Genomic DNA, 23705 nt, shown 5'->3' with positions numbered 1-23705 from the left:
ACTCTCAGTGGAAATCAACAGAGCATGGCCATCATGGGGCGGTTGCCTTCACAAAACAGGCTAAACGACTTGATGTTTGGCGAAGCAGCTACATCGACATAGGCCATTGGGGCGCGACCTTGGACCGGCACGACCTCCCAAGCAGTCCCAGGCAGCGGCACTGCGTCCTCAGGTGGGCTGTCCATAAGCAGGCGAGCAATGTCCTGGGGCACGGGCAAGCGGCCTCCTTGAGGCGCATAGACCGTCAACTTTCCCTTTTCCCAAAGGCCAATTTGAACAGCACGGCGATTTGCATCAAGCAAAACATAGGCTTGCTCTACACCGCCTTGATGCGGCGCATTTCCCGTAACCCAATAGAGAGATCCTTGTCGTTGGAGACCGGATATCGCCGAAAGATTGCTGGCCAGCAGGTCTATTTTGCGGCCCAAACGCGAACGTATCGCGTCAGCTATCGGACCACTTGTCAAAAGATCTATTCCGTTGGGATCGGAATCACTTTGGAATTTTCCTATGGAACTCGCAAGATTGGTCCAGGCTAGCGGCGTCGGTTTTCCCAAGACTGGCCTTGCTTGCAGAGGTGCTTTTGAAGCAGCAGATGCCGGCCCAGACCCCTTGCACAAGAGCAGTGGGGATTGCGACACGAGCGCTGACTTGAACGGATCCAGGCGCTGTCCAGGCGCGACGTCTGCTTCAAGGCGGACTACGCCTCGCTTTTCGTCGTCATTGACCGTCAAGATCACGCGTCCGAAATCGTTGGCATTGACAGGAAAAGGAAAAAAGACCGCGCTAACGCCTTCATAGGTCGGGCCAAGAAACGAAGCCGCGTACTCAAACCGGGTGCTTTTTACAGTCTGACCAGACGCTTTGAAAGTAAAGCCGGTTTCGTTGATCTCAAGGCTCGCCCCTCGAGAGCAATCGCCACGCGGCGCATACGAGCCATAGCTTCCTTCGAGATCCATGCCTTTTAATGACGTCAATGTCACTGCGCCTGCGACGCCGGGCAAGCCCAGAAAAATCCCTGCGAGAAAAACGATAATGGGGCGCTTGGGCAGTTTGTTCGGCATGGCAGATCTCCATGGCGGACAGCCTTGCATCGGGACCTCGATTGAAAGCGACGAACGACTGCCTCGGGGATTTTCTACAACCTGCACCATTCCAGCGGTGCCGACAATCCTAACGGCCCCAGCATTCAACCTTTTCAGGCAATTATCTGGAGTGAAATCCTGGAAAACCGAAGAAAACCTGCGCCTCCCGCCGCCACGCTCGACATAAACTGCGACTGCAAAGAATATGTGTAATGTTGAGCTCAACATTAGATCGCTTCTCGCGGGGACAGATCGATCTCGAGAGCTTCGCGTTCCTCGTCAGACAGGTCGGCAAGTCGCCGGTCGAGCATGGCCTCTGCCGTTGAGACGAGTTGCACGACAACGGCATGCCCATCGGCGATCGCCGTATCGATCGCGGGCAGCAAGCTGGGGAGCTTCATCGATAAAAGCAGCTGCGCGAAGAAGCGCTGCTTGGTTCCCTCGAAGATCGACAGCGCTGCGGACTTGGCACCGGAGTTGAGCGTGCCCCCGGTCTCGCCGTCGACGATCCGCGTGGCTTCCAGCGCATCGCGCAGGTTGGCGTGGATGATCGCTTATCGCGAGGTCGCGATAATGCGCAGGAGCGCGGCGCGGCCCCGCAAAGCGGCGGCACACTTCGCCACGTCCTTCGCATTATTTCACAGGGTGTCGAGCCATTCCATCAGGCTGGCATCGCGTTTCCACGATGGTGGGACGTTGCTCGCCGCCGGCGCGCCTACCTGTTCAAGCGCCTTTCGTTTGGTCTCCAGATTGGCCTGTGCGTAGTGGTTGGTCGTATCGAGGCTGACGTGTCCAAGCCAACTGCGGATGACGGTGATGTCGACCCCGGCAGCGACAAGGTGAACGGCGGTGGCATGCCGGAAGCTGTGCGGCGTCACATGTTTGGACCGAAGCGTCGGCATGGATTTGGCGGCTTCCTCAACATAGGCGGCCAACTTGAACCGCACCCCGGAGGCGCCCAGGGGCTCACCGTATCGATTCACGAAGATTCGCTCTTCTGCCCCACGTGGTTGGCGTTCCAACAACTTCCGGAGCAACGTCACTGTTTCTGGCCAGAGCGGACAGATGCGTTCCTTGCGCCCCTTGCCGTAAAGACGCACGAAGTTCGGTGCGTCGAACCGGATCGCGTCGGTACAGAGGTCGAGAGCTTCCTGGATGCGCGCGCCGCTGTTGTAGAGGAACGAGAGCAACACATGGTCGCGCATCCCCTCGATTGTCGATCGGTCGGGCTGAGCAAGGATCGCCTCGACCTCCCCCGTCTCGAGATAGCAGGGTGCAGCGGTGGGCTCCCGCTTCAGCGGGACGGTCAGGACCTCGGCGCATTGCGCAATGTATTCGGGATCCTTGTCCGCCACGTAGCTGAAGAAGCTGCGGATCGCTGCGAGCCGGCAGTTTCGCGTGCCGATTGTGCTTTTGCGCCCATGCTCGGTATGATGGAGGAACGCGCGCACCTCGCCGGCCGAGACATCGGCCAGCGTGATCCGCGCAACCCCGCCGCCTTTTCGCTCCGCGATAAACCGAAGCAACAATCGCCAGGTGTCGCGGTAAGACCGGATCGTATGAACCGAAGCACTGCGTTGCTCGGCCAACCATTCCTGGAAGAACGCCCGCAACAACGCGGGGAACGGATTGCTCTTCGTCATGGCCGCGCCTCCATTGTGAGGCATCGGACGCCAACGGTACGGAACCGCTCGCTTGCCTCATGCAGCAGGTCCTGCGTGACAGTGATGTAGACCAGCGTGGAGTTGATGTCCCGGTGCCCCATATAGGTGGAGAGAAAGCGCAGTTTGTCCTGCGGATTGACGCCGGATCGATACCATTGAAGGATTCGGTTCACGACCATCGAGTGGCGCAGGTCATGAACGCGTGGTCCCGCCCGCCCCGTCGGGGGCTTGAACCCGGCGCGGCGCATGACGTTGGTAATCATCGTTGAGACCGTCACGGGGGTATAGCGATCATTGAAGTGCTCGTGCCAGAAGAGCCCGGACCGCGGATCCTGCGGGGCGCCGGCGCGCCGCCTTGCATCGATATAGGCCCGTAATTCGGCCATGACGCTGCCGGTTAGCGGCAAGATCCTGGTCTTGTAGAACTTCGTTTCCCGGATCGTGATCGTGTCCGATTGAAGGTCCACGTCACCCAGATCAAGCCCGGCGAGTTCACTACGGCGCAGTCCGGCACAATAGGCCAGAACCACCATCGTGTAGAGGACCATAGGCCGCAGCGGAGCATCCGGCGACGGATACGAGCGGGCAACATCGAGCAACCGCCGGACGTCGGCCGGACTGAAGATATGCGGCCGTCGATGCTCGCGCGCCACTTCCCGCTCTGGCCGGGCGTTGAAGCGTTTTGGCGGGATTCTGGGATCAAGGCGATACCGCGCCTTGGTCAGGATGCGCCCCAGCTTCTGACATTCAGCCGCGTGATTGCGGGTCGGCTTGGCAGTTGCCCAGCGCGCCAGCATTGTCTCAAGCGATGCCCCGGCAAGTTCGGGGTTCGCCTGGAGGAACCGATCGAACCGCAATAGCCAGTGAGCCTGGGTCTCATACTGATAGCCCCGGCTGCGCATCAACGCGACATGCTCGCGCATGAAGTCCCCCAGCACGCTGCCGTAGGGCGCGGGCCGTCGCAATGCGGCCAGGGCTTCGTCGGGATTGGGGGAAGCGAGAGCCCGCCAGATCGGCTTGTTTTGTTTGGCGTTGTACTGACGACGAAGCACAGCAACGGGATTCTCGGCGATCAGCCCGATTTCGACGAGGTGTTCGAGGAAGCGATCGACAATGCAGACCTGGTTGAGCAGCGTCGGCATTCGCCAACGTTTTTCCATTTCCTTCAGCCAGACGTCGAGCATCTGCCGGTCAACCGCGGGATGACGTCGGGCTACATCCTCGAAGCTGCGAAGGAACCAGCGATAAGTCGGTCTGCTTCCCGGCCGGAACTGCGATTTTTCCAGGAAGGCGTCAACAACGGTGCAATCGGGATCGTGCCAGGCGCTCATGACAGCATCTCCGAGCCGGGTACCTCGAGCGCCACGGCTCGGAGATCATCTGTCGCCAGCTTGAGATAGGCATTGGTGGATTCGATTGATCGATGCCCGAGCACGTCGCCGATGATCTTTTGCGGGACCGACGCCCGCAGTAGTTCGACCGCTCGCGCGTGGCGGAAGACATGCGCTCCTCGCTTTCCCGGCGGCTCGACGCCTGCGGCTGCTAACCGCCCGCGGATCATGCCGTACAGGTTTGTCATTGCGATGTAGGGCGCGCAGGATCGGATGAAGATTTCCCGCCCCTCGACCTGGGGGCGCCCATGACGCAGATAGTCGAGCAGCGCCTCACCAACCGGCGCCAATAGCGGCATGTAGGAGTACGCATTGGTCTTGGTGTGACGGATACGCAGGGATTCTCCGCGCCAGTTCACGTCTTCAAGCCGAAGGCGGCATATCTCACCTTCGCGCAACCCATATGTGGCAAGCAGTTGAAGTACCGCAAAATCGCGCATTCCTCGCGGCGATCCGTCCTTCTTCGTCGTCGCCAACACCGCGGCGATTTGGCTCTTGTCCAACGTCGAGGGCACATCTTCATAGGCGTAAAGCATGGGGCCGATGATGTGCGGCGTGAGATCAGTCGGGATGCGTCCCGTCCGATGCAGATAGCGCACCACCGACCGGAGCCGCTCAGCGACATCGGCCAATGATTTGCGCCTTAATCCAGGCGCGCGCATGTCCATGTAGAGATCGACTTCCACGATGCTCAACGTGTCGAGGCTGGCAGCACCGCTCCGTTCGAACTGCCATCGCAGGAAGTTCCGTGCCTCCCACATAAGCGCCGCGATGGTAGCGCTTGCCAGACCGCGCTCGTCGCGCAGCCATGCCTCGTATTCGCAGCAGATCGCCTGCCGGTACACAGTTTCCGGTTCGATTATCTCCGGCTCGGGCGGCCATTTGCCTTGAGCAAGCCGGAGGAGCTTGTTGATTGACGTGCGGGGCAACATGTGCCACCGCGGACAGGGAACTCGGCCATACTGGGCCTGAAAATCCTGGATTGCATAGCAAAAATACTGGTCGACCTGCTGAGGCGTCACAGTCTCGACCTGCATGTCGCACTCGGCCAGATAATCGAGAAATGCGCGCGCGTAGAGTCGATGGTTCGCCACAACCACCGGGTTATAATTCTGCGCCGTGAGCAAATTCGAGAGTTCGGCGATCAATTCGTCGTGCGTCTGCAACATGATTGTTTCCTCAGCTGGTCCAGAGACCACCGAGGTTCGCAATCAAAATAATGTGCAGCAAGATCGCACGACAGTGCAGGAATTCAGCGACTATGCCGCGCTCCTGCGCATTATCGCTACCTCGCGATAAGCGATCTTATGCGCAGCTGCGCATAAGATCGCCCAGGCCTCAGCATAGGCATCGTAGACCGCGATCTGATCCTCGGTCAGGCAATGCTCGAGGATTTCATACTCGACACCGGCGAACGAAAGGGCCCGGGCCGTGTAGAGGCCGAGCGACTTGAGATCCCGCGCTACCAGCTCCATCGCGGCGATTCCACCATCACGAATATCGGCGACGAAGGCCTCGCGATTGGCGAAGGCGGTTTCCGGACCCCAGAGCCCAAGGCGCGTCGCATAGGCCAAGTTGTTGACGTCGGACGCGCCGGTTGCCGATGCGTAGAGCACCCTTGCCCGGGGCAGGAGGTTCTGCAGGCGCACCCCGGCAATGCCCTGCTCCGATCCTTTAACCTTGCCGCGCGATCCTTCGCCGCCGGCTGCATTGGCCATGGCGTGCGCTTCGTCGAACACGATCACGCCGTCGAAGTCGTCGCCGGCCCAGGCGAGGATCTGGTCCAGCCGCGTTGCGTCGCTTCGGCCCGAACGCAGGGTCGGATAGGTGACGAAGAGGATACCGTCGCGCATGGCGATGGGCATGCCGAGCTTCCAGGATGCCAGCGGCTGGATGTCGATCGGGAGGCCGCCAAGGGCGGCCCAGTCGCGGCGAGCGTCTTCTAGCAGCGGCTCGTTCTTCGAAATCCAGATATGGCGGCGCTCGCCGCGCACCCAGCGATCGAGAATGACGCTCGCGACCTGGCGTCCTTTACCAGCGCCGGTGCCGTCCCCGAGGAAATAGCCCTGCCGGTACACCTGACCTTCCGCCGAGGCCTTGAGCGAACAACCCTTGTCCTCGGGCTCGAACCGGCCGGTCAAATCGCGAGCATGAGCGCTGGCAGCGTAGATCAGGGTCTCTGCCTGGGCAGCCGACAGCAGCCCGTTGGGAACCAGACCGTTGGGCAGCTGCGGCACCGCTTCGGGCATCGGTGCGGCGATCGACCCCATGGCAACAGACTCGACGAGCGGCGTCGGATGCTCGGCCGCGCCATCGATCACAATCCTGCTCGGGCGATAGGGCAGATAGTGGCCAACCTGAGGGGCAAGCAGCGCAGGGGTTTCAAGCGACTGGTAGGTGAGCGACCTGATCGCGAAGGCTGTGGGCGTGATCCTTGCTGGCGTCGGCAGCGGCCTGCGCGGCGCGGCCACCAGGCGGAACGGCGCACGAAGCGGGAGGCGCGATTGCTCGGGAACAGCCTCCAGGCTGGCGCGAGTTGGGATAGCATCGACAAGTTCGGTCAGCTGGCGAAAGTCGTTTGTGCGGATCGCGACAGGCTCGTCGGAGCTTGCCGCTTTATCGAGAACCAGCAGCCGCGTGGTTATGCCGGTGCCCTGCCTGACGAACGCGCGTTCGACGGCGGCATTGAGCAGCAGCGAGATCGGTCCCTTCAGCCCCGCCAAGAACTTCGCACAGTCGAACCATTCAGGCATGATCGCGACAAGCCGCCCCCCGGACACCAGACGGTTCCAGGCCGACCGCAGATGGCGCAAGCCAGTGCGACTATCGTGCCCTCGCTCAATGCCGTGGGAATAGGGAGGGTTCATCAATACGACGCTCGGGATGATGGGTGGATCGAGCAGTTCTTCGATCAGCTCAGCGTCATGGCCGGTCACTCGGGCCGCAAGGAACAAGGCGCTCAGGCAGTCGCGGCGCAGCGGCGAGATTTCGTTGAGGGCAAGGCGCGAGCCGGCCTTGGCGGCCCAGACCGCGAGCATGCCCGTTCCGGCCGAGGGTTCCAGCACAAGCTCGCCAGTGGCCAGCGCGCAAGCCCGGGCAGCAAGCCAGGCAAGGCGCGGCGGCGTTGCAAACTGCTGCCATTCGATCTGCTCGTCGCTGCGATTGGTCTGGGTCGGAACCCGGGCATCGAGACCGCAGAAGAACTGTTCGGCCTCGTCAATCGGGCTCGAGAGCTGGATTTGATCTGATGCTTGCAGGTGTTGAACCTGCGCCAGCTCGAGCGCAGCGTGAGCATCACGGACTGACCATGCCCCGAGTGCATCGGTTCCGCCGAAGTGGTCCGTCATGATGCGGTTGATGTCGCTACGCGAAATCGCGCTGCCTGCCGCCAATTGCAACGCCATTGCTTTGGCTGCCGTCACGACGAGCGGCGGAGATGGTGGATCGAATGCGAAGGCGAGGGAAGAGTTGGACATGGGAAACCTCCTGAGGAGGTCCTGCGTCTCGCAGGCCTCAATCAGCCGAGGGCCCCCTCCCCTCTGGCTGGCTGATCAGGTTTGCCGAGCGAGCCTCGCCTTGAGTTCATCGTTCCAGTCGAAACCGATCGATGCTGGTTCTCGCGAGCGGATCACACGGCCTGATGCAGAATAGGCCTGTCGCGCGCGCTGATCCGCGAGTTCGCCTCCCGGATCATTGTCGATGAACAAGTGGAGCTCGCGCACACTCTCTGGAATCGCGACGAGGCCGAACCGCTCGTTACCAAGCGTTGCCCAACAAGGGACGCCAAACATCTGCGTGGCTGACAGGGCGCTTTCGATACCTTCGGCAAGGCCCAACCGGCCTGCGGCCGGCGGGGCAAGTCTGACTGCACCACAGCCGAGGCTTCCCAATGCACGCTTCGGCCGATCGAAAGCGGCGAGCCTTGCGCTCGGCGCGTCGAGAAATGTCCTGTGTATCGCGATTATGCCGATGTCAGTCGTGACGGCCGCCAACATTGCAGGGAGGTACTGTACTGCACCGCGTGGTCCGAGCGGCGTACGCTCGAGATAACGGAGCTGATCAGAGGCACGCAGAATCCCGCGCTGCGCGAGGTATCCTTCGGCAGAGCTGCCCGAGATCGCCGTCGCCGAATGCCACAAACGCCGCGCGTTGGAATTGAAGGCGCTTTTTTCCGGTCTATCCGCGGCAACGGCACCCGAGCCATCGAAAAGGTCACGGCTGCGAATACCCTGGCGGTCCAGTGCCGCTATGACCTCCTCGTTCGAGCATCCCGCGAAGCAATGGAAGAGTATCGCTTTGCGACCCAGTGTCACGCTCAGTGAGGGAGTGCGGTCGTCGTGTGCGGGGCAGCAGCACATGCCTTTGCCCCGACCCCATGTCCCCTGAAGGCTTTCAACGATCGTGCGGGCGCGGCGTTCGAGTTGATGAACTTTGTCTAACGGGGGCATCGACCTTCTCCGGTTGAGGTGCCCTCCCCGCGCAGCCTCCGCTCTGCACTTGCGCCAATCCAATTTTCCTACATCTCTTGTTCTTTATATGTTCTCACTCGATTCGGCTAGACAAGGATCGAGAAATGACAATCAGAACTCTCTTGATCGCGGGCATCGCGATCACTTCTGCTATCCCGGCCGGTGCTCAGGACATAACAGCGCCAGCCACGAACGGCGCTGCGGCCAGCCCCTCCGAAGGCATTCGGATTGCAGAAGCATCAAACGGCTTCCAACTGGTCGAGCATGGGCTCTGGCGGTCCGCGCAGACCGCCCCAGCACCGCGCCTGTCGGTGGCGGACGATGGCCGGGTCAACCTGCCATACAGATACGAACCCAACGCCAAGCCGGCCCCATCCGGGTTTCGGCGAGCGAGCTACTTGCCTCACATCTATGCCGCTGAGGCGAAGTACTCATTGCCTGCGGGCCTGCTTGATGCGCTCGTATGGACAGAATCTCGTTACAACCCTTTGGCTGTCAGCCCGGCGGGTGCCGCGGGTCTTGGGCAGCTGATGCCCGCTACGGCAAAAGAGCTTGGGGTCTTCAATCGCTTCGATCCAATGGCCAACATCTTCGGCGCAGCGCGATACCTGCGGCAGATGCTCGACAGGTTTGGCGTGGTCCACCTCGCGGTAGCTGCCTACAATGCAGGTCCCGGCGCCGTTGAGCGTGCAGGTGGCATTCCCCGCAATGGCGAGACTCCTGGCTACGTCCGCGAAGTGCTTCGCCATTGGCGCTTTTAGCGGTCGCTCCGAATTGTAGAGCGACGCTCAAGGTGAGAGTTTGCCTCTCGTCTCAGTTGCTGCGCGAGAGCATCGGTAAGCTGATCCCACACTCAAGCCGGCGGGGCTGCCTTGTCCGCGCCCGTCGCCACCCCTAGGCAGTAACGCCCCCAAGCTGCCATCAACTTCACGCGGGCGCCGGGCTGGTCGGGTGTGCCGAGATAGGTTGTGCGGCGATAGGCCGCCTGGACAGCGTCGGGCGTCTTGTGCGCGAGAGCAGCTTCTACCACGGCATCGGGGATGCCCTCATTTGCTGCCCAATCGGTGAACGCAGAGCGGAAGCCGTGGACGTGGTATGGTTCGCTCATGTCCCGCAGCACCTTGAGCAGCGTCATGTCAGACATAGGCTTACCAGCTACGCCGGGAAACACGACGTCGCTCTCAGACATCCGCAGGGCATCGGCTTTTGCAAGCACGGCCAGAGCCTCGTCAGACAGCGGCACGATATGCGCCTTGTTTCGCTTCATGTGCTCGGCGGGGATCGTCCACAACCGGCTCTCTAGGTCAAATTCAGACCATGTCGCCAGGCGGACCTCCTGACTGCGCACTCCAGTCAGGATGAGCAACTCCAGCGCAAGCCGCCCGAAGGATGGCTTACGCCGTAAGGCGGTGAGGAATCCGGGCAGCGCGACATAGGGCATCGCTTTGCGATTCTCACGCACCTTCACTTGCCGTGGCAGACCGCGACCCGCCTTCAGGCTGCCATTGCCCGATGGAGCCTCGCGGGAGCGCCAGCCCTTCGCGTGGGAGTAATCCAGCACGGCGCAAATCCGGTTGCGGACCTGGCGGGCGGTATCGGGGATTTCCTGCCAGATCGGGGTCAGCACAGCGATGATATCAGCACTGCTGATGCTGCCCGTCGGCATGTCACCCAGCTTCGGAAAGGCATAGTTTTCGAGACTGGCGAGCCATTGGCGCGCATAGACCGTGCTTTTCCAGCCCGCTTCGTTTTCGCTGTGGTACTGAGTCGCGGCTGCGCGGAACGTCACCTTGGCGGCGGCCTCGTCTTTCTTCTCGGCCAGAACATCGCGGTGGTCGACCTTAACCGCCTTACGCAAGACCGTGGCTTTTTGCCGCGCCTCTGCGAGTGTCATCTGCTTGGCGCTACCCAAGCCGATATCCTGTCGCTTGCCGTCTCGCTGGAGCCTTAGGACCCAATAGGCTCCACCACGCTTATCGACCCTGAGAACCAATCCATCGCCATCCTGATAGGTGCCAGGATTCGCCATCGCTGCCTTGACCGCTACCGCCGTGAGCTTGCCCATTTCTTCCTCCCACACTTTCAAGCCCACCTTGGGAGGGGCGCAGTGTGGGAGTAAGCCAACTTACTCCCACATCCCTCCCACACTAGCCTCCGGCTGCATGCAAACAGCAGCGGACAAATGCGGGCCAAGAAGTGCAGAATACCCTAGGTTTTCCGGGATTTCCACGGTCATTCGCGGATGCTTGCGGATAAGGGGGTGGTGGACAGGGCTGGATTCGAACCAGCGTACGGGAAACCCGGGCAGATTTACAGTCTGCTGCCTTTAACCACTCGGCCACCTGTCCAGTGCCTGACGCGGGGTTCCGAAGGCTCGGTTCCCGCGCTGGAGGCGGCTCAATGGCGAAAGGAGGCTTGCCTGTCAATGGCCTCCTGTGAAAAGAGCGTGCCCATGAAAAAGACGCATCGCTCCGCCAGGCCCAAGGGCAACTTTCCCCGCTTCTACGGCCGCCACGCGGTCACTGCCGCGCTCGCCAACCCCAACCGCATCGTGCGCAAGATCTGGGGCACACGCGACGCGATCAACGCGCTGGAACTGCCGCCGGTGCTGCCTATCGTCTATTCCGATGTCGCCGACATGGGACGGATGGTCCCGTCCGACGCGCCGCATCAGGGCATCGTCGCCGAGGTCGAGCCGCTCGACGATGTGTGGCTGGGCGACGTGCTGGAGGAAGGGCAGGACGACCGGCGCCGCATATTGGTGCTCGATCAGGTGACGGACCCGCATAATGTCGGCGCTATCCTGCGGTCGGCGGCGGCCTTCGACGCGCTCTGCATCGTCACGCAGGACCGGCACGCCCCGCCGGAGTCCGGCGTGCTGGCGCGCGCGGCGTCGGGCGCACTGGAGATCGTGCCGTGGGTGCGGGTGGTGAACCTCGCCCGCGCGCTCGACGAGATTGCGGAGGCGGGCTACTGGCGGATCGGCCTCGATGGCGACGCGGATACGGTGCTGGGCGACGCCATCGGCGAATCCCGCGTCGCGCTGGTGCTCGGGGCGGAGGGCGAAGGGCTGCGCCACAACAGCATCGCCCATTGCGACATCATCGCGAAACTGCCGATCAGCCCGCGCATGGAGAGCCTGAACGTCTCGAACGCCGCCGCCATCGCCCTCTACGCCGCCACCAACCGGTAGCGGCGCGGCGGGCCGTCAGTCCTCCGGCGCGATGGTGACGCGCAGGCCGTCGAGCGCGCCGGTCAACTGCACCTGACAGGACAGGCGGCTCGTTTCGTTGCGGTGGTCGCTGCTGTCGAGCAGGTCGTTCTCGTCCTCGCTCATCGGCGGCAGTGCGCCGGCGAAGGCCGGATCGACATAGACATGGCAGGTGGCGCAGGAGCAGCAGCCGCCGCACAGGGCCAGCAGTTCGTCAAAGCCGTGGTCGCGGATCACTTCCATCACCGACAGGCCGGTCTCGCCGTCGATTTCCTGTTCCTCGCCCGCACGGTTGACCACGATCAGCTTCGGCATCTATCCAGTCCCTCATTATTGGCTCCCCCCGCCTTGGCGGAGCGAAACGAGGAAATCAAGGCTCCGGCCGATCCGCCTGATGGTTACGACAGCCCAGCAAATGCGCGCCAGTCTGGATGCGATCGCCCTTCTCGAACCGGGCTTTGCCGCCGCGATCGCGCGCGTGGGCTATCCCGAGCCGCGCGTGCGGGCGCCGGGATATGAAACCATGCTGCGGACCATATTGGGGCAACAGGTCAGCGTCGCGGCGGCGGCGGCGGTGTGGCGGCGGCTGGAGGCGGAACTGGGCGAAGGATGCGCGCCCGAGGCGCTGCTGGCCCGCGATTTCGACACGCTCCGCGCCTGCGGCCTGTCGCGGCAGAAGCAGGGCTATGCGCGCAGCCTCGCCGAACTGGTGGTGTCGGGCGCGCTCGACCTCCACGCCCTGCCGCAGGACGATGAGGAAGCCATCGCGCAACTGGTGCGGATCAAGGGGATCGGGCGCTGGTCTGCGGAAATCTACCTGCTTTTCGCTGAGGGGCGGCCCGACATCTGGCCTGCAGGCGACCTTGCCGTCCAGATCGAGGTGGGGCGGATTCTGGGGCTTCCCGAACGGCCGGGCGAAGCGCTGACGCGGCAACTGGCCGAAGCATGGCGGCCTCACCGGGGCGCTGCGGCGGTGATGGCATGGCACCATTATAATACGGAGGTTCTCTAAGACCATGACCGATACTCCCGGCCAGTCGGCCCCGCTGCCGCATGCGCGCTACATCGTGCTGGAACATGAAGGGGTGTGGAAGATCAATCTCGACAACCGCTATTACGGCCCCTTCCCCACCGCCGACGCCGCCATCGAAAGCGCCACCGCGACGGCGCGCAAGGCGGCCGAGGGCGGCTATCTCGCATCGGTCCTGCTGATGCGCGGGACCGCATTCGACACGCTCTGGACCGGCGAAAGCGACGAAAAGGCCTGAATTTGGTGCGTCTCTGGAACCGGAAGTCCTGTTCTGCGTTCTTCGCCTTCGGAGTTGTGTGGGCCGTTCAATGTCCAAGAAAGTTCTGATTGTCGAAGACGAGATATTCGTCGCCCTGGAAATCGAGCAGATTGTCGAGGATGCAGGTTTCGCGGTTCGGGCCATCGCCGCCGACCGGGAGGCCGCGATGGATAGCGCCGACGACTGCGACATCGCCCTTGTCGACCTTAACCTGCGCGACGGGCCTACCGGGCCGCAGATCGGCATGGAGCTGTCCAGCCGTCACGGCGTCCGCGTGATTTACGTGACCGCCAATCCCGCGCAGATCGGCGAAGCGTCGGTCGCCGCTCTCGGTGTCATCACCAAGCCGTTCCGGGCAAACAGCATCGTCGCCGCGCTGCACCTAGCCGCGGCGGAGGAGCCGGAACTGACGGACGCCGATATCGCGGGCTTCATGCCTTTCCTGCCGCGCGGCTCATCGAGCGGGTCGGAATCCAGAGGCTGAGGCGCAGGCCTTCGGGCCGCCAGTCACGCTCCAGCCGCCCGCCCAACTGACGCTCCACGCTCAGCTTCATGAGGCGGCTCCCAAAACCTTCCGGATTGGCGGCAACGGCGGTCGGCCCGCCCTGCTCGATCCAGTCGATGCGCATATCCGCGCCCTCCTGTTCGATATGCAGTTCCACCCTGCCGCTGTCGGCGGACAGCGCCCCATATTTGGCCGCGTTCGTCGCCATTTCGTGAAACAGCAGGGCGAGCGGCGTGGCGGACCGGTCGTCGATCTGCGGATCGTCCCCCGTCATCACGATGCGTGACCCGGTCGCCGTGCGATAGGGCGCGAAAATCTGGTCGAGCACGCCGCGCAGGCGGCCCAGCCCCTGCCCCATCTGCGGCGCGGAATCGGCGCTGTGCGGGCGCACGAAATCATGCGCGCGGCCCAGCGCCATGATGCGGTCGCGCAGGTCGTCGGCAACTTCCCGGATTTCGGGATGCTGCCGTGCCGACAGCGCGATCAGCCCCGCGATCACCGAAAAGATGTTCTTGATGCGGTGAGACAGTTCGTGCGCGATCATCTCGCGCTCTTCCATCATCAGCTTCTGTTCGTGGATCTCGGTGCAGGTGCCGATCCAGCGGACGATGGCCCCGTCGCTGTCCCGGATCGGCAGAGCGCGGCCCAGCGTCCAGCGATACTGGCCGCTATGATGGCGCAGGCGATATTCGATCTCGTAAGGCTCGCCGGTTTCCAGACTGTGCCGCCACCGGCCCCATGCCCGGTCCTGATCGTCGGGATGGAACATGCCGTTCCATCCTTCGCCATCGGTCGATCCTACCGGAACGCCGGTATATTCATACCAGCGCGCATTGTAATAATCGTGGAAGCCGTCCGGCAGCGTCGACCAGACCATCTGCGGCATGGTGTCGGCCAGCGTGCGGAACATGCGGTCGCTGTCCGCCACGGCGGCGGCGTCCATCTGTTGCCGCAACATGCTGTCGCGATTGCGGCGACGCGCTTCCAGTTCCGCCATGACCTGCTTGGCAAGCAGGGTCAGACCCTGATGCTGAAGCGGCGTCAGATGCTCGCGCGGCACCGTGTCGATGACACAGAGAGCGCCCAGCGGATCGCCGTTGCTCGCAACGAGCGGCGCGCCCGCGTAGAAGCGGATATGCGGCGGTCCCGTCACCAGCGCATTGTCGGCGAAGCGGGGATCGCGGGTCGCGTCCGGCACGATGAACAGATCGTCCCCCAGCATCGCCCGCGCACAGAAGGACACGTCGCGCGGCGTCTCCTCCGCATCGAGGCCGCATCGGGCGAGGAAACGCTGGCGCACATCCTCGACGATGCTCACCAGCGCAATCGGCGCGTCGCACAGTTGCGCGGAGAAAGCCGTAATCTCGTCCAGCGTGCGAAAGCCGCCCGCGTCGAGATCGTAAAGTGCCAGCAGCGCTGCGCGGTCGGTGGCCAGGCCGCGTCCCTCAGCCATCGCCGACGCGCTCGATGTCCGCGCCTACTGCCGACAGCTTTTCCTCCAGCCGCTCATAGCCCCGGTCGAGATGATAGACACGCTGGACCTGCGTCTCGCCCTCCGCCGCAAGCCCGGCGAGGATGAGGCTCATCGACGCACGAAGGTCGGTCGCCATCACCGGCGCGCCAACGAGGCCGCTGACGCCGCGCACGACGGCGGTGCGCCCGTTGACCGCGATGTCCGCGCCCATCCGCGCCAGTTCGGGCACATGCATGTATCGGTTTTCGAAGATCGTTTCGGTCAGGACCGAAGCGCCGTCCGCCAGCGTCAGCATCGCCATGAACTGCGCCTGCATGTCGGTGGGGAAAGCCGGGAAAGGCGCGGTCGAGATGGACAGGGGCTTGAGCTTCCCGTCCGACGATATGCGGATGCCGTCCCGGTGCGGGTCGACCTGCACACCCGCCTCGCGCAGCGCGGCGAGGATCGCGTGCATATCATCGGCGTTCGCGCCGACAAGGTCGAGCGACCCGCCCGTGATGGCGGCAGCGCAGGCATAGCTGCCCGCCTCGATCCGGTCGGGCATCACGCGATAGGTCGCGCCATGCAGACGGTCGCGGCCATGGATCACCAGCTTGTCGGTGCCGATCCCCTCTATATCGGCGCCCATCGCCGCGAGCAGGTTGCACAGGTCGACAATCTCCGGCTCGCGCGCCGCATTTTCCAGCGTGCAGGTGCCCTTCGCCAGCACCGCCGCCATGATGGCGTTTTCCGTCGCGCCGACCGACACCACCGGGAAGGTGAAGATGCCGCCGGGCAGCCCGCCATCGGGCGCGCTCGCGCGGACATAGCCTGCCGTCAGCTCGATCTTCGCGCCGAACGCCTCAAGCGCTTTCAGGTGCAGGTCGATGGGACGGTTGCCGATGGCGCAGCCGCCCGGCAGCGACACCCGCGCCTCGCCCGCACGCGCCAGCAAGGGACCGAGCACGAGGATCGACGCGCGCATCTTGCGCACGATGTCATAGGGCGCTTCGGTCGATGTGACACGGCCCGCGCGCATCGTCATGACGCGGCCGAAATCCTCCGGCCGCGCACCCTCGATCATCGTCGATACGCCAAGCTGGTTGAGCAGATGGCCGAAGCTGTCCACGTCCGCGAGGCGAGGCAGGTTGCGCAGCGTCACCGGCTCGTCGGTCAGCAGCGCGCAGGGGAGCAGCGTGAGCGCGGCGTTCTTCGCGCCGGAGATCGGAAGGCGGCCGGACAGTGCCTTGCCACCACGAATGTGAATACGGTCCATTGGACAGGGTTCATAGCGTGTCCTGCGCCTCGCGCAAGGCGGCCCGGCACCCCTTTCACCGCGGATTCGCCGCGCTTTCGGGGCATTTCGCAAGATTATTTTTCCGCTCCCCCGATCCTTGATCGAGTTTAGTGCGCCGCCGCGAAATGGAGCCAAAAGGCGGCTTGGGCGTTTTGCCTCCGTAACGACATGCAAGGAAAAGGGTTTTTTGTGGCAAAGAGCTGTTTTGCAGAGAGGCTGTCGAAACAGGCCCCTCTGACAGACGGGGAAAAGGCCGCGCTGGCCCGGCTGGAGGAAAATCCCCGCAAGGTAAAGCGTGGCGCGATGATCCAGCGGGTGAATGAAACCGTGACGGAATTGTTCGTGCTGCGCGAAGGCCGCGTGATGAGTTTTGTCATCCTGCCCGATGGCAGCCGGCAGATCCTGCGCGTCTATTTCCCTGGCGATTTCATCGGATCGGCCAGCACCATCTACAACCGGGCGCCGGAATCGCTGGTGGCGCTGTCGGACGCGGTGGTGTGCCCGTTCGACAAGCATGCGCTGCGCCGTCTGCTGGAGGAATCGCCGCGCGTCGCCGCGCTTCTGTTCCTGCTGTCCAATGCGGAGCGGATTTCGATGACCGACCGGCTGGCGGCGCTGGGCCGCACGTCGGCCAAGGCGCGGGTCGCGTCTTTCCTGCTCGACATGTTCGACCGGCTGCGCGTCACCGACGACAGCATTACCGACAGTTTCGACCTGCGGCTGACGCAGGAGGAGATCGGCGATTCGATCGGCCTCACCTCCGTCCACGTCAATCGGATGATCCGTCAGATGGAGCAGGAAGGTCTCATCAGCCGCGCCAACGGGCGCATCACCCTGCTCGACATGGCGCGGCTCGAAGAGATCGGCCATTACACCAACCGGCACAAGGACATGGATCTGGACTGGCTGCCCGCCGCCTAGGCCAGCAGTTCGACGTCCCAGTAGAGCCAGTCGTGCCAGCTTTCGTGCAGATAGCCGGGCGGGAAGGCGCGGCCATGTTCCTGCAACTGCCAGCTTGTCGGGCGGATCGGCTGGACATGCAGCCGCATCCCCGCCTCGCGCGGCGTCCGTCCCCCCTTGCGCAGGTTGCAGGGCGAACAGGCGGTCGCGACATTCTCCCATGTCGTGCGCCCGCCCGCGCGGCGCGGCACCACATGGTCGAAGGTCAGGTCATGCATCGCGCCGCAATATTGGCAGGCGAACTTGTCGCGCAGGAACAGGTTGAAACGGGTGAAGGCGGGATGTTCGGACGGCTTCACATATTGTTTGAGCGCGATGACCGAAGGTATCTTCATCTGGAAACTGGGGCTGTGGACTTCACGCTCATAGGAGGAAACGATGTCCACCCGATCCAGAAACACCGCCTTGATGGCGGTCTGCCAGGGCCAGAGGCTCAAGGGATAATAGCTGAGCGGGGTATAGTCCGCATTGAGAACGAGCGCCGGGCAGTTTTCCGGGTGCCGTATGAGGTCGGGATGGTACATAGAAAGCCTTCTACCCCCTTGCCGCCGCCGCAGATTGACCAGCAACGTGACAGGGGCATGACAGCATTAACGAATATCCCGCGTCAAGAGCCTGTATGACACAACTCCCCGGCCCACAGCATATGGTGACGCGCTTTGCGCCCAGTCCCACCGGGCGGCTGCATGTCGGCCATGGCTGGTCGGCGCTGATGGCGCACGACATGGCGCGCGCGGCGGGTGGCGCGTTCCGCCTGCGGATCGAGGACATAGACGGCACGCGCAGCCGACCCGAACATGTCGCCGCTATCGTCGAGGATCTCCGCTGGCTGGGGGTGCGATGGGATGGCGATGCCGTGTTCCAGTCGGAACGGCTGGCGACCTATGACGCGGCGCTGGGGCAGTTGCGGGACATGGGCCTGCTCTACCCCTGCTTCTGCACCCGCGCCGATATTCAGGCGAGCCTGTCCGCTCCCCATGGACCCGACGGCCCGGTCTATCCCGGCACCTGCCGCCCGCTGACGGAGAGCGAAAGGACGCGGCGGATCGCCGGCGGAGAGCCGCACGCATGGCGCATCGACATGGGGCAGGCCGCCGCGCGCGCCGGGCCGCTGGCATGGACCGCGCTGCCCTTCCCGTCCGCTCCCGACGCAGCGGGCAAAAAGGTCGCCGCCCGCCCGGTCGCGCACGGCGACGTGGTGCTGGCGCGCAAGGATGCACCGGCCAGCTATCACCTCTCCTGCACGCTCGACGACGCGGCGATGGGCGTCACGCATGTGCTGCGCGGCGAGGATCTGCGCGGCGCGACCGACATCCACCGGCTTTTGCAGGCGCTGCTCGGCCTCCCCTCCCCCGCCTATATCCATCATCCGCTGCTGGTGGGGGCCGATGGCAGGAGGCTGGCGAAGCGCGACGGGTCCATCGCGCTCGCCGATCTGCGGGCACAGGGCGTCGACCCCCATGCGCTCGCCCATGCCCTAAGAGACAGGCGCTTTCCGGTTGGCATCGCGCTGGCAAGCGCCTAGGTTCGGTCCATGAACACGATCCTCGTCATTGCCCTCATCCTCGCCATGATCGCGACGCTGGTCGCGCTGATCCGGGGCATCGTCGCCTTTCTCCAGACGACGAAGGAGGATCTCAACCGCCCGGAAAGCGCGGGGCCAAGCCCCGCGCGGCTCAAGCAGAACAGAATGATGATCAACCGCGTCCTGTTTCAGGCGGCGGCAATCATTATCGTCGCCATCCTGCTGCTGGCGAAGGGCAACAACTGACGCTACACCGCCGCCCATGGTGAAGCTCAACAAAATCTACACGAAGACCGGCGACGACGGCACGACAGGGCTGGTCGACGGCAGCCGCACGCCCAAGAACGCACCGCGCATGCAGGCGGTGGGCGATGTCGATGAAGCCAACAGCGCCATCGGCGTCGCCATCGTGGCGCTGGGTGACGCGCCCGAGGCGGCGTGGCTCACCACCATCCAGAACGACCTGTTCGACCTTGGCGCAGACCTCGCCACGCCGATCCCCGATGGCCCGGACCAGCCATGGGCGCTGCGCATCGTCGAAAGCCAGATCGCGCGGCTCGAAGCCCAGATCGACGACATGAACGCCGATCTCGCCGCGCTCGACAGCTTCATTCTGCCCGGCGGCAGTGCGGCGGCCGCCGCCGTCCACCTCGCCCGCGCGATCACCCGCCGCGCCGAACGCAGCGCCGTTGCGGCAGCGGCGCAGGATGCGCTCAACCCCCAAGCGCTCGCCTATCTCAACCGCCTGTCGGACCTTCTCTTCGTCATGGCCCGGCGGCTCAACGGCAATGGCGCGGGCGATGTGAAATGGGTGCCCGGCGCGTCGCGCTGACTCGGGGGCTGCCCTCGGTTCGACTCAGCCGGGGCACGGCCCATCCAATAGCGGCGCGTTAACCGCGTTTCTTCAGGCGCGGTTTAGGCGCGGGGCCGGAAGGGGATCGGCACATCATAAGGGGCCGCCCGTGCAATTCTATCTCGCCACATCCTTCCTCTTTCCCCGTTCGCTCCGCCTGCGTCTCTTCACGCTCTGCTTCGTCTCGACGCATCTGCCGCTGATCGGCTATCTGCTGTGGGGCTTTGCCAGCGGACGGATGGCGCTGGCGGAGTTCCTGCTGCTTACCGCCATGACGGTGATCGGCACGGCCATCGCTCTTATCGGGATCGGCGCGCTGCTGACGCCGATTCAGGCGCTGGCCGGCGCGCTGGAAAAGGGACAGGCCGCATCCGGCGCCCTGCCGGAAGTCGGCGATATGATCCGCTCGCTCTACAGCGGCCTCGACCGCGCAGCACGCGCGACGGGCGAGCGGATCGACCATCTGCACCGCGCCGCGCATGAGGATGCGCTGACCGGCATCGCCAACCGGCGCGGTTTCCTGTCGCACCTCACCCAGCGCGACGATGACCGAAAGAGAGGCTGCATCGCCCTCATCGACATCGACTATTTCAAGCGGGTCAACGACCTTTGCGGCCATGAGGAAGGCGACCGGGTGCTCTGCGCCTTCGCAGCCCGCCTGTCGGCCCTGGTGCGCCGCGCCGATCTTGTCGCGCGCTGGGGCGGCGAGGAATTCGCGATCTTCTTCGAGGATTGCATCGAGGATGAAGCGAGCTGGACGCTCGCCCGCATCGCCGCCCAACTGCGGGACCGGCCCATCGGCGAAGTCCATGGCCGCCCGATCAGCTTTTCCGCCGGTATCGCCCGCTGGAGCGGCGGCGATGTGGAGGACGCCATCGCCCGCGCCGACACCGCGCTCTACGACGCCAAACAGGCGGGCCGTGACCGTATCGCCCGCGCAACGACCCTTGCCCAGAGCGCCTGACCCAAAGGGCATCGACGGAACAACCTTTCCCTTTATGCGCTTGGTTCTCTAAGAGAAGGGCGCAACCCTATCGGGAAGGGGCGGACGTGGCCAAAAGCTGGATGGATGCCCGCCAGGACGACCTGGAGGATCGCTACCGCGCCGTTCGCGGCCTGAGCGATGCGCTGACCGCGCCCCTCTCCGACGCCGACGCGACTGTCCAGTCCATGCCCGATGCCTCGCCCGCCAAATGGCATCTGGCGCACACGAGCTGGTTCTTCGAAACCTTCGCGCTGCGCGATCATGTTGCCGGATATAAGCCGTTCGACCCGCGCTTCGCTTTCCTGTTCAACAGCTATTATGAAGCGGAAGGCGCCCGCCACGCCCGCCCCCTGCGCGGCATGCTGACGCGCCCCACGCTGGCGGAGGTGCGCGCTTACCGCGCCCATGTGGACGATGCGATGCTGCGCGCCATGGGCATGCTGCCGCAGGCGGCCCGCGCGCTGGTGACGCTGGGCCTTCATCATGAGCAGCAGCATCAGGAACTGCTGCTGACCGATCTGCTGCACCTCTTCTCGCTCAACCCGCTCGAACCCGCGCTGTTCGGCGCGCCTGCGGCCGCCCCCGTCGATCTGCCCGGCCCGCTGCACTGGATCGAGGGGCGCGAGGGGCTGGTGGAGATTGGCGACGATGGCCGCACCGCCTTCGCCTTTGATTGCGAAGGGCCGCGCCATCGCACCGTGCTCCACCCTCATGCGCTGGCCCACCGACCCATAACCAACGGCGAATGGATCGAATTTGTCGAAGATGGCGGCTACCGCACCGCATCGCACTGGCTGTCGGACGGCTGGTCGTGGGTGCAGGGCGAAAACATTGAAGCGCCGCTCTACTGGAAGAAGGGAGAACAGGGCTGGACCCGCTTTGGCCTCGACGGGCGTCAGCCGGTCAATCCCGCCGCGCCCGTCGCGCATATCAGCCTCTACGAAGCCGACGCCTATGCCAGTTGGGCGGGTGCGCGCCTGCCGACCGAGGCGGAATGGGAAAGCGCGGCGCTGAATATCCCGCCCTCCGGCGGCAACCAGCTCGACGGGCCGGGCTGCCCCCGCCTCCACCCTGCCGGGGCGGGCAGCGCGCTCGGCCAGATGTTCGGCGATGTGTGGGAATGGACCGGCAGCGCCTATCGCCCCCACCCCGGCTTCCGCGCGGCTCAGGGCGCGGTGGGCGAATATAATGGCAAGTTCATGTCCGGCCAGTTCGTGCTGAAGGGCGGCAGCGCCGCCACCCCGCGCGGCCATATGCGCGCCAGCTACCGCAATTTCTTCTACCCCCATCAACGCTGGCAGTTCACCGGGCTGCGGCTGGCGAAGGATCTGTGACGACATGCTGCTGACCGATCCTGCCCCCGCCTTTTCCGCCGCAACGATAGATCCCGCATTCCGCCGCGACATACTGGACGGCCTGTCACGCACGCCGAAGACAACGCCGCCGATCTGGTTCTATGACCGCAAGGGGTCGGAACTGTTCGAGCAGATCACCGATCTCCCCGAATATTATCCCACCCGCACCGAAACCGCGTTGCTGAAGGCGCATGGCGCCGATTTCGCTGCGGCAGTGGGCAAGGGCCGCGCTGTCGTCGAATTCGGCGCAGGCTCCTCGCGCAAGACGCCGCACCTCCTGCGCGCCATCGCGCCCGCGGCCTATGTGCCCATCGACATCAGCGGCGACTTTCTCCACGCCAGCAGCGCCGAACTGGCGAGCGCCTTCCCCGCCCTCCCCGTGCTGCCGGTCGTCGGCGATTTCAACGGACCGCTCGCCCTCCCCTCCGCCATCGGCGACATGCCGCGCCTCGGCTTCTTCCCCGGATCGACCATCGGCAATATGGAGCCGACCGCCGCGGTCGATCTGCTCCGGGCGATGCGCGAACTGCTGGGCGACGGGTCGATGCTTCTGATCGGCATGGACCGCATCAAGGACCGCGACCGGCTGGTGGCGGCCTATGACGATGCCGCTGGCGTGACGGCAGCGTTCAACCTGAACCTGATCGAACGGATCAACCGCGAACTGGAAGGCGACCTGCCGACCGGCAGCTTCGCCCACCGCGCTGTCTGGAACGACGCCAAAGCGCGGATCGAAATGCATCTGGAAGCGACCCGCCCGCTGCATTTCCACGTCGCGGGCCAATGTTTTCATATGGAGGCCGGCGAAACCATCCACACCGAAAGCAGCCACAAATATGGCGCGCGCGACGGGCGACTGATGCTGCGCGCAGGCGGCTGGGAACCGGTCGAGGAATGGACCGACGCCGAAGGACTTTTCGGCCTCATCCTCGCCCGCGCGGGCTAACCCGTCGCCAGCAGCAGGTCGCGCAGGTCGGCAAGGCTGGGCAGCACCGCCGCGCAGGCCAGCGTCAGTTCCTCTGTCGGGGGCAACAGGTCGGGCACCATCACCGTCGCCATTCCCGCCATCGTTGCCGACCGCACGCCCGCATGACTGTCCTCCACCGCGACGCAGAGCGCCGGATCGACGCCCAGCCGGTGCGCCGCCAGCAGATAGGGCTGCGGATGCGGCTTGGGATGCTCCACATCGTTGCGCGTCACCACGACATCGAAATAGGCCGCAAGCCCCGCCTTCTCCAGCCTGTCCTGCGCATAGGGCGCGGCGGTGGACGTCGCGAGCGCCAGCGGAACGCCCGCCCGCGCCAGATGCTCCAGCACCAGTTCCGCCCCCGGCCGCAGCGCGATGCCCGCATCCACCGCCGCTTCGAACAGCGCGTCGCTGTCGGCGTAGAAGCGGTCGAGCGGGAAGTCCGGCCCCATCTTCTCCGCCAGCATCCGCGCATTTTCGTCACGGTGGATGCCCACCATCGACAGCAGCAGCGCGTCCGACAGCGGCCAGCCCAGCGCCGCGCCCGTGTCGCGAAACGCCTGCCGGTGCGCCGCCTCGGTCTCCAGCAGCGTGCCGTCCATGTCGAAGATGACGGCGCTGACCGGATCGGGCAGCTTGGTCCGGGGTGCGGCGGGAATGAGGGAAGCGAGCGTCATGCCTCCCCATATGGCATCG

Annotated in this window: 24 protein-coding genes, 1 tRNA gene and 1 pseudogene; 12 read left to right on the top strand and 14 right to left on the bottom strand. The window is 64.2% G+C overall.

Translation table 11 applies throughout. The features are described from left to right. Window positions 1–14 precede the first annotated feature (14 nt). The 7 genes and pseudogenes from SAMIE_RS00605 to SAMIE_RS00575 form a co-directional block, all read right to left on the bottom strand. Window positions 15–1064 carry a hypothetical protein gene (locus SAMIE_RS00605; protein ID WP_232037333.1) on the bottom strand — a complete coding sequence of 350 codons (1050 nt, stop codon included), beginning with the start codon at window positions 1062–1064 and terminating at the stop codon, window positions 15–17. 248 nt (window positions 1065–1312) lie between these two features. After that, window positions 1313–1639, bottom strand: a pseudogene (locus tag SAMIE_RS24070) (strawberry notch-like NTP hydrolase domain-containing protein); the annotation flags it as partial. Window positions 1640–1723: 84 nt separating this feature from the next. Next, a complete protein-coding gene (locus SAMIE_RS00595; protein WP_066704306.1) occupies window positions 1724–2728 on the bottom strand; it encodes a tyrosine-type recombinase/integrase in 1005 nt (334 codons plus the stop codon). Further along, window positions 2725–4080, bottom strand: a complete 1356-nt coding sequence (locus SAMIE_RS00590; protein ID WP_066704304.1) for a tyrosine-type recombinase/integrase — start codon at window positions 4078–4080, stop codon at window positions 2725–2727. Before SAMIE_RS00590 ends, SAMIE_RS00595 begins: the two co-directional genes overlap by 4 nt. Then, a complete protein-coding gene (locus tag SAMIE_RS00585) occupies window positions 4077–5309 on the bottom strand; it encodes a site-specific integrase (RefSeq protein WP_066704301.1) in 1233 nt (410 codons plus the stop codon). The genes SAMIE_RS00590 and SAMIE_RS00585 overlap by 4 nt, the downstream gene beginning before the upstream one ends. A 90-nt stretch (window positions 5310–5399) precedes the next feature. Continuing rightward, on the bottom strand, window positions 5400–7616 hold the full coding sequence (locus tag SAMIE_RS00580; RefSeq protein ID WP_126516687.1) for a strawberry notch-like NTP hydrolase domain-containing protein: 2217 nt from the start codon (window positions 7614–7616) through the stop codon (window positions 5400–5402). A 75-nt stretch (window positions 7617–7691) separates the two neighbouring features. After that, window positions 7692–8588: a DUF7146 domain-containing protein gene (locus SAMIE_RS00575; protein WP_066701234.1), complete on the bottom strand. Its 897-nt coding sequence runs from the start codon at window positions 8586–8588 to the stop codon at window positions 7692–7694. Window positions 8589–8713: 125 nt separating this feature from the next. Between SAMIE_RS00575 and SAMIE_RS00570 the strand changes: the two genes are divergently transcribed. Continuing rightward, window positions 8714–9370 carry a lytic transglycosylase domain-containing protein gene (locus SAMIE_RS00570; RefSeq protein WP_066701235.1) on the top strand — a complete coding sequence of 219 codons (657 nt, stop codon included), beginning with the start codon at window positions 8714–8716 and terminating at the stop codon, window positions 9368–9370. Window positions 9371–9462: 92 nt separating this feature from the next. Here SAMIE_RS00570 and SAMIE_RS00565 read toward each other — a convergent pair whose 3' ends face one another. After that, on the bottom strand, window positions 9463–10674 hold the full coding sequence (locus SAMIE_RS00565; RefSeq protein WP_066701236.1) for a tyrosine-type recombinase/integrase: 1212 nt from the start codon (window positions 10672–10674) through the stop codon (window positions 9463–9465). A gap of 196 nt (window positions 10675–10870) precedes the next feature. Further along, a tRNA-Tyr gene (locus tag SAMIE_RS00560) sits at window positions 10871–10957 on the bottom strand. Window positions 10958–11061: 104 nt separating this feature from the next. On the opposite strand from SAMIE_RS00560, the gene SAMIE_RS00555 reads away from it, so the two are divergent. Continuing rightward, complete coding sequence (locus tag SAMIE_RS00555; RefSeq protein ID WP_066701237.1) at window positions 11062–11802, top strand: TrmH family RNA methyltransferase; 741 nt, start codon at window positions 11062–11064, stop codon at window positions 11800–11802. A gap of 15 nt (window positions 11803–11817) precedes the next feature. On the opposite strand, the gene SAMIE_RS00550 is transcribed toward SAMIE_RS00555, so the two are convergent. After that, a complete protein-coding gene (locus SAMIE_RS00550; protein ID WP_066701238.1) occupies window positions 11818–12135 on the bottom strand; it encodes a 2Fe-2S iron-sulfur cluster-binding protein in 318 nt (105 codons plus the stop codon). Window positions 12136–12214: 79 nt separating this feature from the next. Here SAMIE_RS00550 and SAMIE_RS00545 point away from each other — a divergent pair, with 79 nt between their 5' ends. From SAMIE_RS00545 to SAMIE_RS00535, 3 genes are all read left to right on the top strand, one after another. Next, on the top strand, window positions 12215–12832 hold the full coding sequence (locus tag SAMIE_RS00545) for a DNA-3-methyladenine glycosylase family protein (protein WP_066701239.1): 618 nt from the start codon (window positions 12215–12217) through the stop codon (window positions 12830–12832). A gap of 4 nt (window positions 12833–12836) precedes the next feature. Then, window positions 12837–13088 carry a hypothetical protein gene (locus SAMIE_RS00540; protein WP_066701240.1) on the top strand — a complete coding sequence of 84 codons (252 nt, stop codon included), beginning with the start codon at window positions 12837–12839 and terminating at the stop codon, window positions 13086–13088. Between the two features lie 70 nt (window positions 13089–13158). Beyond that, window positions 13159–13593 (top strand): response regulator, encoded by a 435-nt coding sequence (locus SAMIE_RS00535; protein WP_066701241.1) that lies wholly within the window; start codon window positions 13159–13161, stop codon window positions 13591–13593. Here SAMIE_RS00535 and SAMIE_RS00530 read toward each other — a convergent pair. Further along, on the bottom strand, window positions 13541–15067 hold the full coding sequence (locus SAMIE_RS00530; RefSeq protein ID WP_066701242.1) for a PAS domain-containing protein: 1527 nt from the start codon (window positions 15065–15067) through the stop codon (window positions 13541–13543). The two genes, SAMIE_RS00535 and SAMIE_RS00530, sit on opposite strands and share 53 nt — an antisense overlap. Beyond that, on the bottom strand, window positions 15060–16343 hold the full coding sequence (murA, locus tag SAMIE_RS00525; RefSeq protein WP_066701243.1) for a UDP-N-acetylglucosamine 1-carboxyvinyltransferase: 1284 nt from the start codon (window positions 16341–16343) through the stop codon (window positions 15060–15062). The genes SAMIE_RS00530 and murA overlap by 8 nt, the downstream gene beginning before the upstream one ends. 210 nt (window positions 16344–16553) lie before the next feature. Here murA and SAMIE_RS00520 point away from each other — a divergent pair, with 210 nt between their 5' ends. Next, the gene (locus SAMIE_RS00520) at window positions 16554–17285 is read left to right on the top strand and encodes a Crp/Fnr family transcriptional regulator (protein WP_232037331.1); all 732 of its coding nucleotides are present in this window, start codon (window positions 16554–16556) and stop codon (window positions 17283–17285) included. Here SAMIE_RS00520 and SAMIE_RS00515 read toward each other — a convergent pair. Further along, the gene (locus tag SAMIE_RS00515; RefSeq protein WP_066701245.1) at window positions 17282–17848 is read right to left on the bottom strand and encodes an HNH endonuclease; all 567 of its coding nucleotides are present in this window, start codon (window positions 17846–17848) and stop codon (window positions 17282–17284) included. The genes SAMIE_RS00520 and SAMIE_RS00515 overlap by 4 nt on opposite strands. A gap of 95 nt (window positions 17849–17943) precedes the next feature. Here SAMIE_RS00515 and gluQRS point away from each other — a divergent pair, with 95 nt between their 5' ends. From gluQRS to egtD, 6 genes are all read left to right on the top strand, one after another. Further along, window positions 17944–18849 carry a tRNA glutamyl-Q(34) synthetase GluQRS gene (gene gluQRS, locus SAMIE_RS00510; protein ID WP_083952538.1) on the top strand — a complete coding sequence of 302 codons (906 nt, stop codon included), beginning with the start codon at window positions 17944–17946 and terminating at the stop codon, window positions 18847–18849. A 9-nt stretch (window positions 18850–18858) separates the two neighbouring features. Further along, window positions 18859–19095 carry a twin transmembrane helix small protein gene (locus tag SAMIE_RS00505; protein WP_066701247.1) on the top strand — a complete coding sequence of 79 codons (237 nt, stop codon included), beginning with the start codon at window positions 18859–18861 and terminating at the stop codon, window positions 19093–19095. A 16-nt stretch (window positions 19096–19111) separates the two neighbouring features. Next, entirely contained in the window at window positions 19112–19681 is a 570-nt protein-coding gene (locus SAMIE_RS00500; protein WP_066701248.1) for a cob(I)yrinic acid a,c-diamide adenosyltransferase, read from the top strand. Between the two features lie 130 nt (window positions 19682–19811). Continuing rightward, window positions 19812–20666: a GGDEF domain-containing protein gene (locus tag SAMIE_RS00495; RefSeq protein ID WP_066701249.1), complete on the top strand. Its 855-nt coding sequence runs from the start codon at window positions 19812–19814 to the stop codon at window positions 20664–20666. Window positions 20667–20767: 101 nt separating this feature from the next. Then, window positions 20768–22021 (top strand): ergothioneine biosynthesis protein EgtB, encoded by a 1254-nt coding sequence (gene egtB, locus SAMIE_RS00490; protein ID WP_174522237.1) that lies wholly within the window; start codon window positions 20768–20770, stop codon window positions 22019–22021. Window positions 22022–22025: 4 nt separating this feature from the next. After that, on the top strand, window positions 22026–22988 hold the full coding sequence (egtD, locus tag SAMIE_RS00485; protein ID WP_066701251.1) for an L-histidine N(alpha)-methyltransferase: 963 nt from the start codon (window positions 22026–22028) through the stop codon (window positions 22986–22988). On the opposite strand, the gene SAMIE_RS00480 is transcribed toward egtD, so the two are convergent. Next, complete coding sequence (locus SAMIE_RS00480; RefSeq protein WP_066701300.1) at window positions 22985–23686, bottom strand: HAD family hydrolase; 702 nt, start codon at window positions 23684–23686, stop codon at window positions 22985–22987. The two genes, egtD and SAMIE_RS00480, sit on opposite strands and share 4 nt — an antisense overlap. Window positions 23687–23705 lie beyond the last annotated feature (19 nt).

It is taken from the genome of Sphingobium amiense (genome assembly GCF_003967075.1).
Classification (GTDB): Bacteria; Pseudomonadota; Alphaproteobacteria; order Sphingomonadales; family Sphingomonadaceae; genus Sphingobium; species Sphingobium amiense.
Note: the sequence above shows the minus strand (reverse complement) of the source record. Positions and strands in the feature narration are given on the sequence as shown.

Excerpts from the sequence above, each read along its gene's own strand:
- SAMIE_RS00605 (WP_232037333.1), bottom strand. The coding sequence starts at position 1,064 with ATGCCGAACAAACTGCCCAAGCGCCCCATTATCGTTTTTCTCGCAGGG.
- SAMIE_RS00595 (WP_066704306.1), bottom strand. The coding sequence starts at position 2,728 with ATGACGAAGAGCAATCCGTTCCCCGCGTTGTTGCGGGCGTTCTTCCAG.
- SAMIE_RS00590 (WP_066704304.1), bottom strand. The coding sequence starts at position 4,080 with ATGAGCGCCTGGCACGATCCCGATTGCACCGTTGTTGACGCCTTCCTG.
- SAMIE_RS00585 (WP_066704301.1), bottom strand. The coding sequence starts at position 5,309 with ATGTTGCAGACGCACGACGAATTGATCGCCGAACTCTCGAATTTGCTC.
- SAMIE_RS00580 (WP_126516687.1), bottom strand. The coding sequence starts at position 7,616 with ATGTCCAACTCTTCCCTCGCCTTCGCATTCGATCCACCATCTCCGCCG.
- SAMIE_RS00575 (WP_066701234.1), bottom strand. The coding sequence starts at position 8,588 with ATGCCCCCGTTAGACAAAGTTCATCAACTCGAACGCCGCGCCCGCACG.
- SAMIE_RS00570 (WP_066701235.1), top strand. The coding sequence starts at position 8,714 with ATGACAATCAGAACTCTCTTGATCGCGGGCATCGCGATCACTTCTGCT.
- SAMIE_RS00565 (WP_066701236.1), bottom strand. The coding sequence starts at position 10,674 with ATGGGCAAGCTCACGGCGGTAGCGGTCAAGGCAGCGATGGCGAATCCT.
- SAMIE_RS00555 (WP_066701237.1), top strand. The coding sequence starts at position 11,062 with ATGAAAAAGACGCATCGCTCCGCCAGGCCCAAGGGCAACTTTCCCCGC.
- SAMIE_RS00550 (WP_066701238.1), bottom strand. The coding sequence starts at position 12,135 with ATGCCGAAGCTGATCGTGGTCAACCGTGCGGGCGAGGAACAGGAAATC.
- SAMIE_RS00545 (WP_066701239.1), top strand. The coding sequence starts at position 12,215 with ATGGTTACGACAGCCCAGCAAATGCGCGCCAGTCTGGATGCGATCGCC.
- SAMIE_RS00540 (WP_066701240.1), top strand. The coding sequence starts at position 12,837 with ATGACCGATACTCCCGGCCAGTCGGCCCCGCTGCCGCATGCGCGCTAC.
- SAMIE_RS00535 (WP_066701241.1), top strand. The coding sequence starts at position 13,159 with ATGTCCAAGAAAGTTCTGATTGTCGAAGACGAGATATTCGTCGCCCTG.
- SAMIE_RS00530 (WP_066701242.1), bottom strand. The coding sequence starts at position 15,067 with ATGGCTGAGGGACGCGGCCTGGCCACCGACCGCGCAGCGCTGCTGGCA.
- murA (WP_066701243.1), bottom strand. The coding sequence starts at position 16,343 with ATGGACCGTATTCACATTCGTGGTGGCAAGGCACTGTCCGGCCGCCTT.
- SAMIE_RS00515 (WP_066701245.1), bottom strand. The coding sequence starts at position 17,848 with ATGTACCATCCCGACCTCATACGGCACCCGGAAAACTGCCCGGCGCTC.
- gluQRS (WP_083952538.1), top strand. The coding sequence starts at position 17,944 with ATGACACAACTCCCCGGCCCACAGCATATGGTGACGCGCTTTGCGCCC.
- SAMIE_RS00505 (WP_066701247.1), top strand. The coding sequence starts at position 18,859 with ATGAACACGATCCTCGTCATTGCCCTCATCCTCGCCATGATCGCGACG.
- SAMIE_RS00500 (WP_066701248.1), top strand. The coding sequence starts at position 19,112 with ATGGTGAAGCTCAACAAAATCTACACGAAGACCGGCGACGACGGCACG.
- egtB (WP_174522237.1), top strand. The coding sequence starts at position 20,768 with ATGGATGCCCGCCAGGACGACCTGGAGGATCGCTACCGCGCCGTTCGC.
- egtD (WP_066701251.1), top strand. The coding sequence starts at position 22,026 with ATGCTGCTGACCGATCCTGCCCCCGCCTTTTCCGCCGCAACGATAGAT.
- SAMIE_RS00480 (WP_066701300.1), bottom strand. The coding sequence starts at position 23,686 with ATGACGCTCGCTTCCCTCATTCCCGCCGCACCCCGGACCAAGCTGCCC.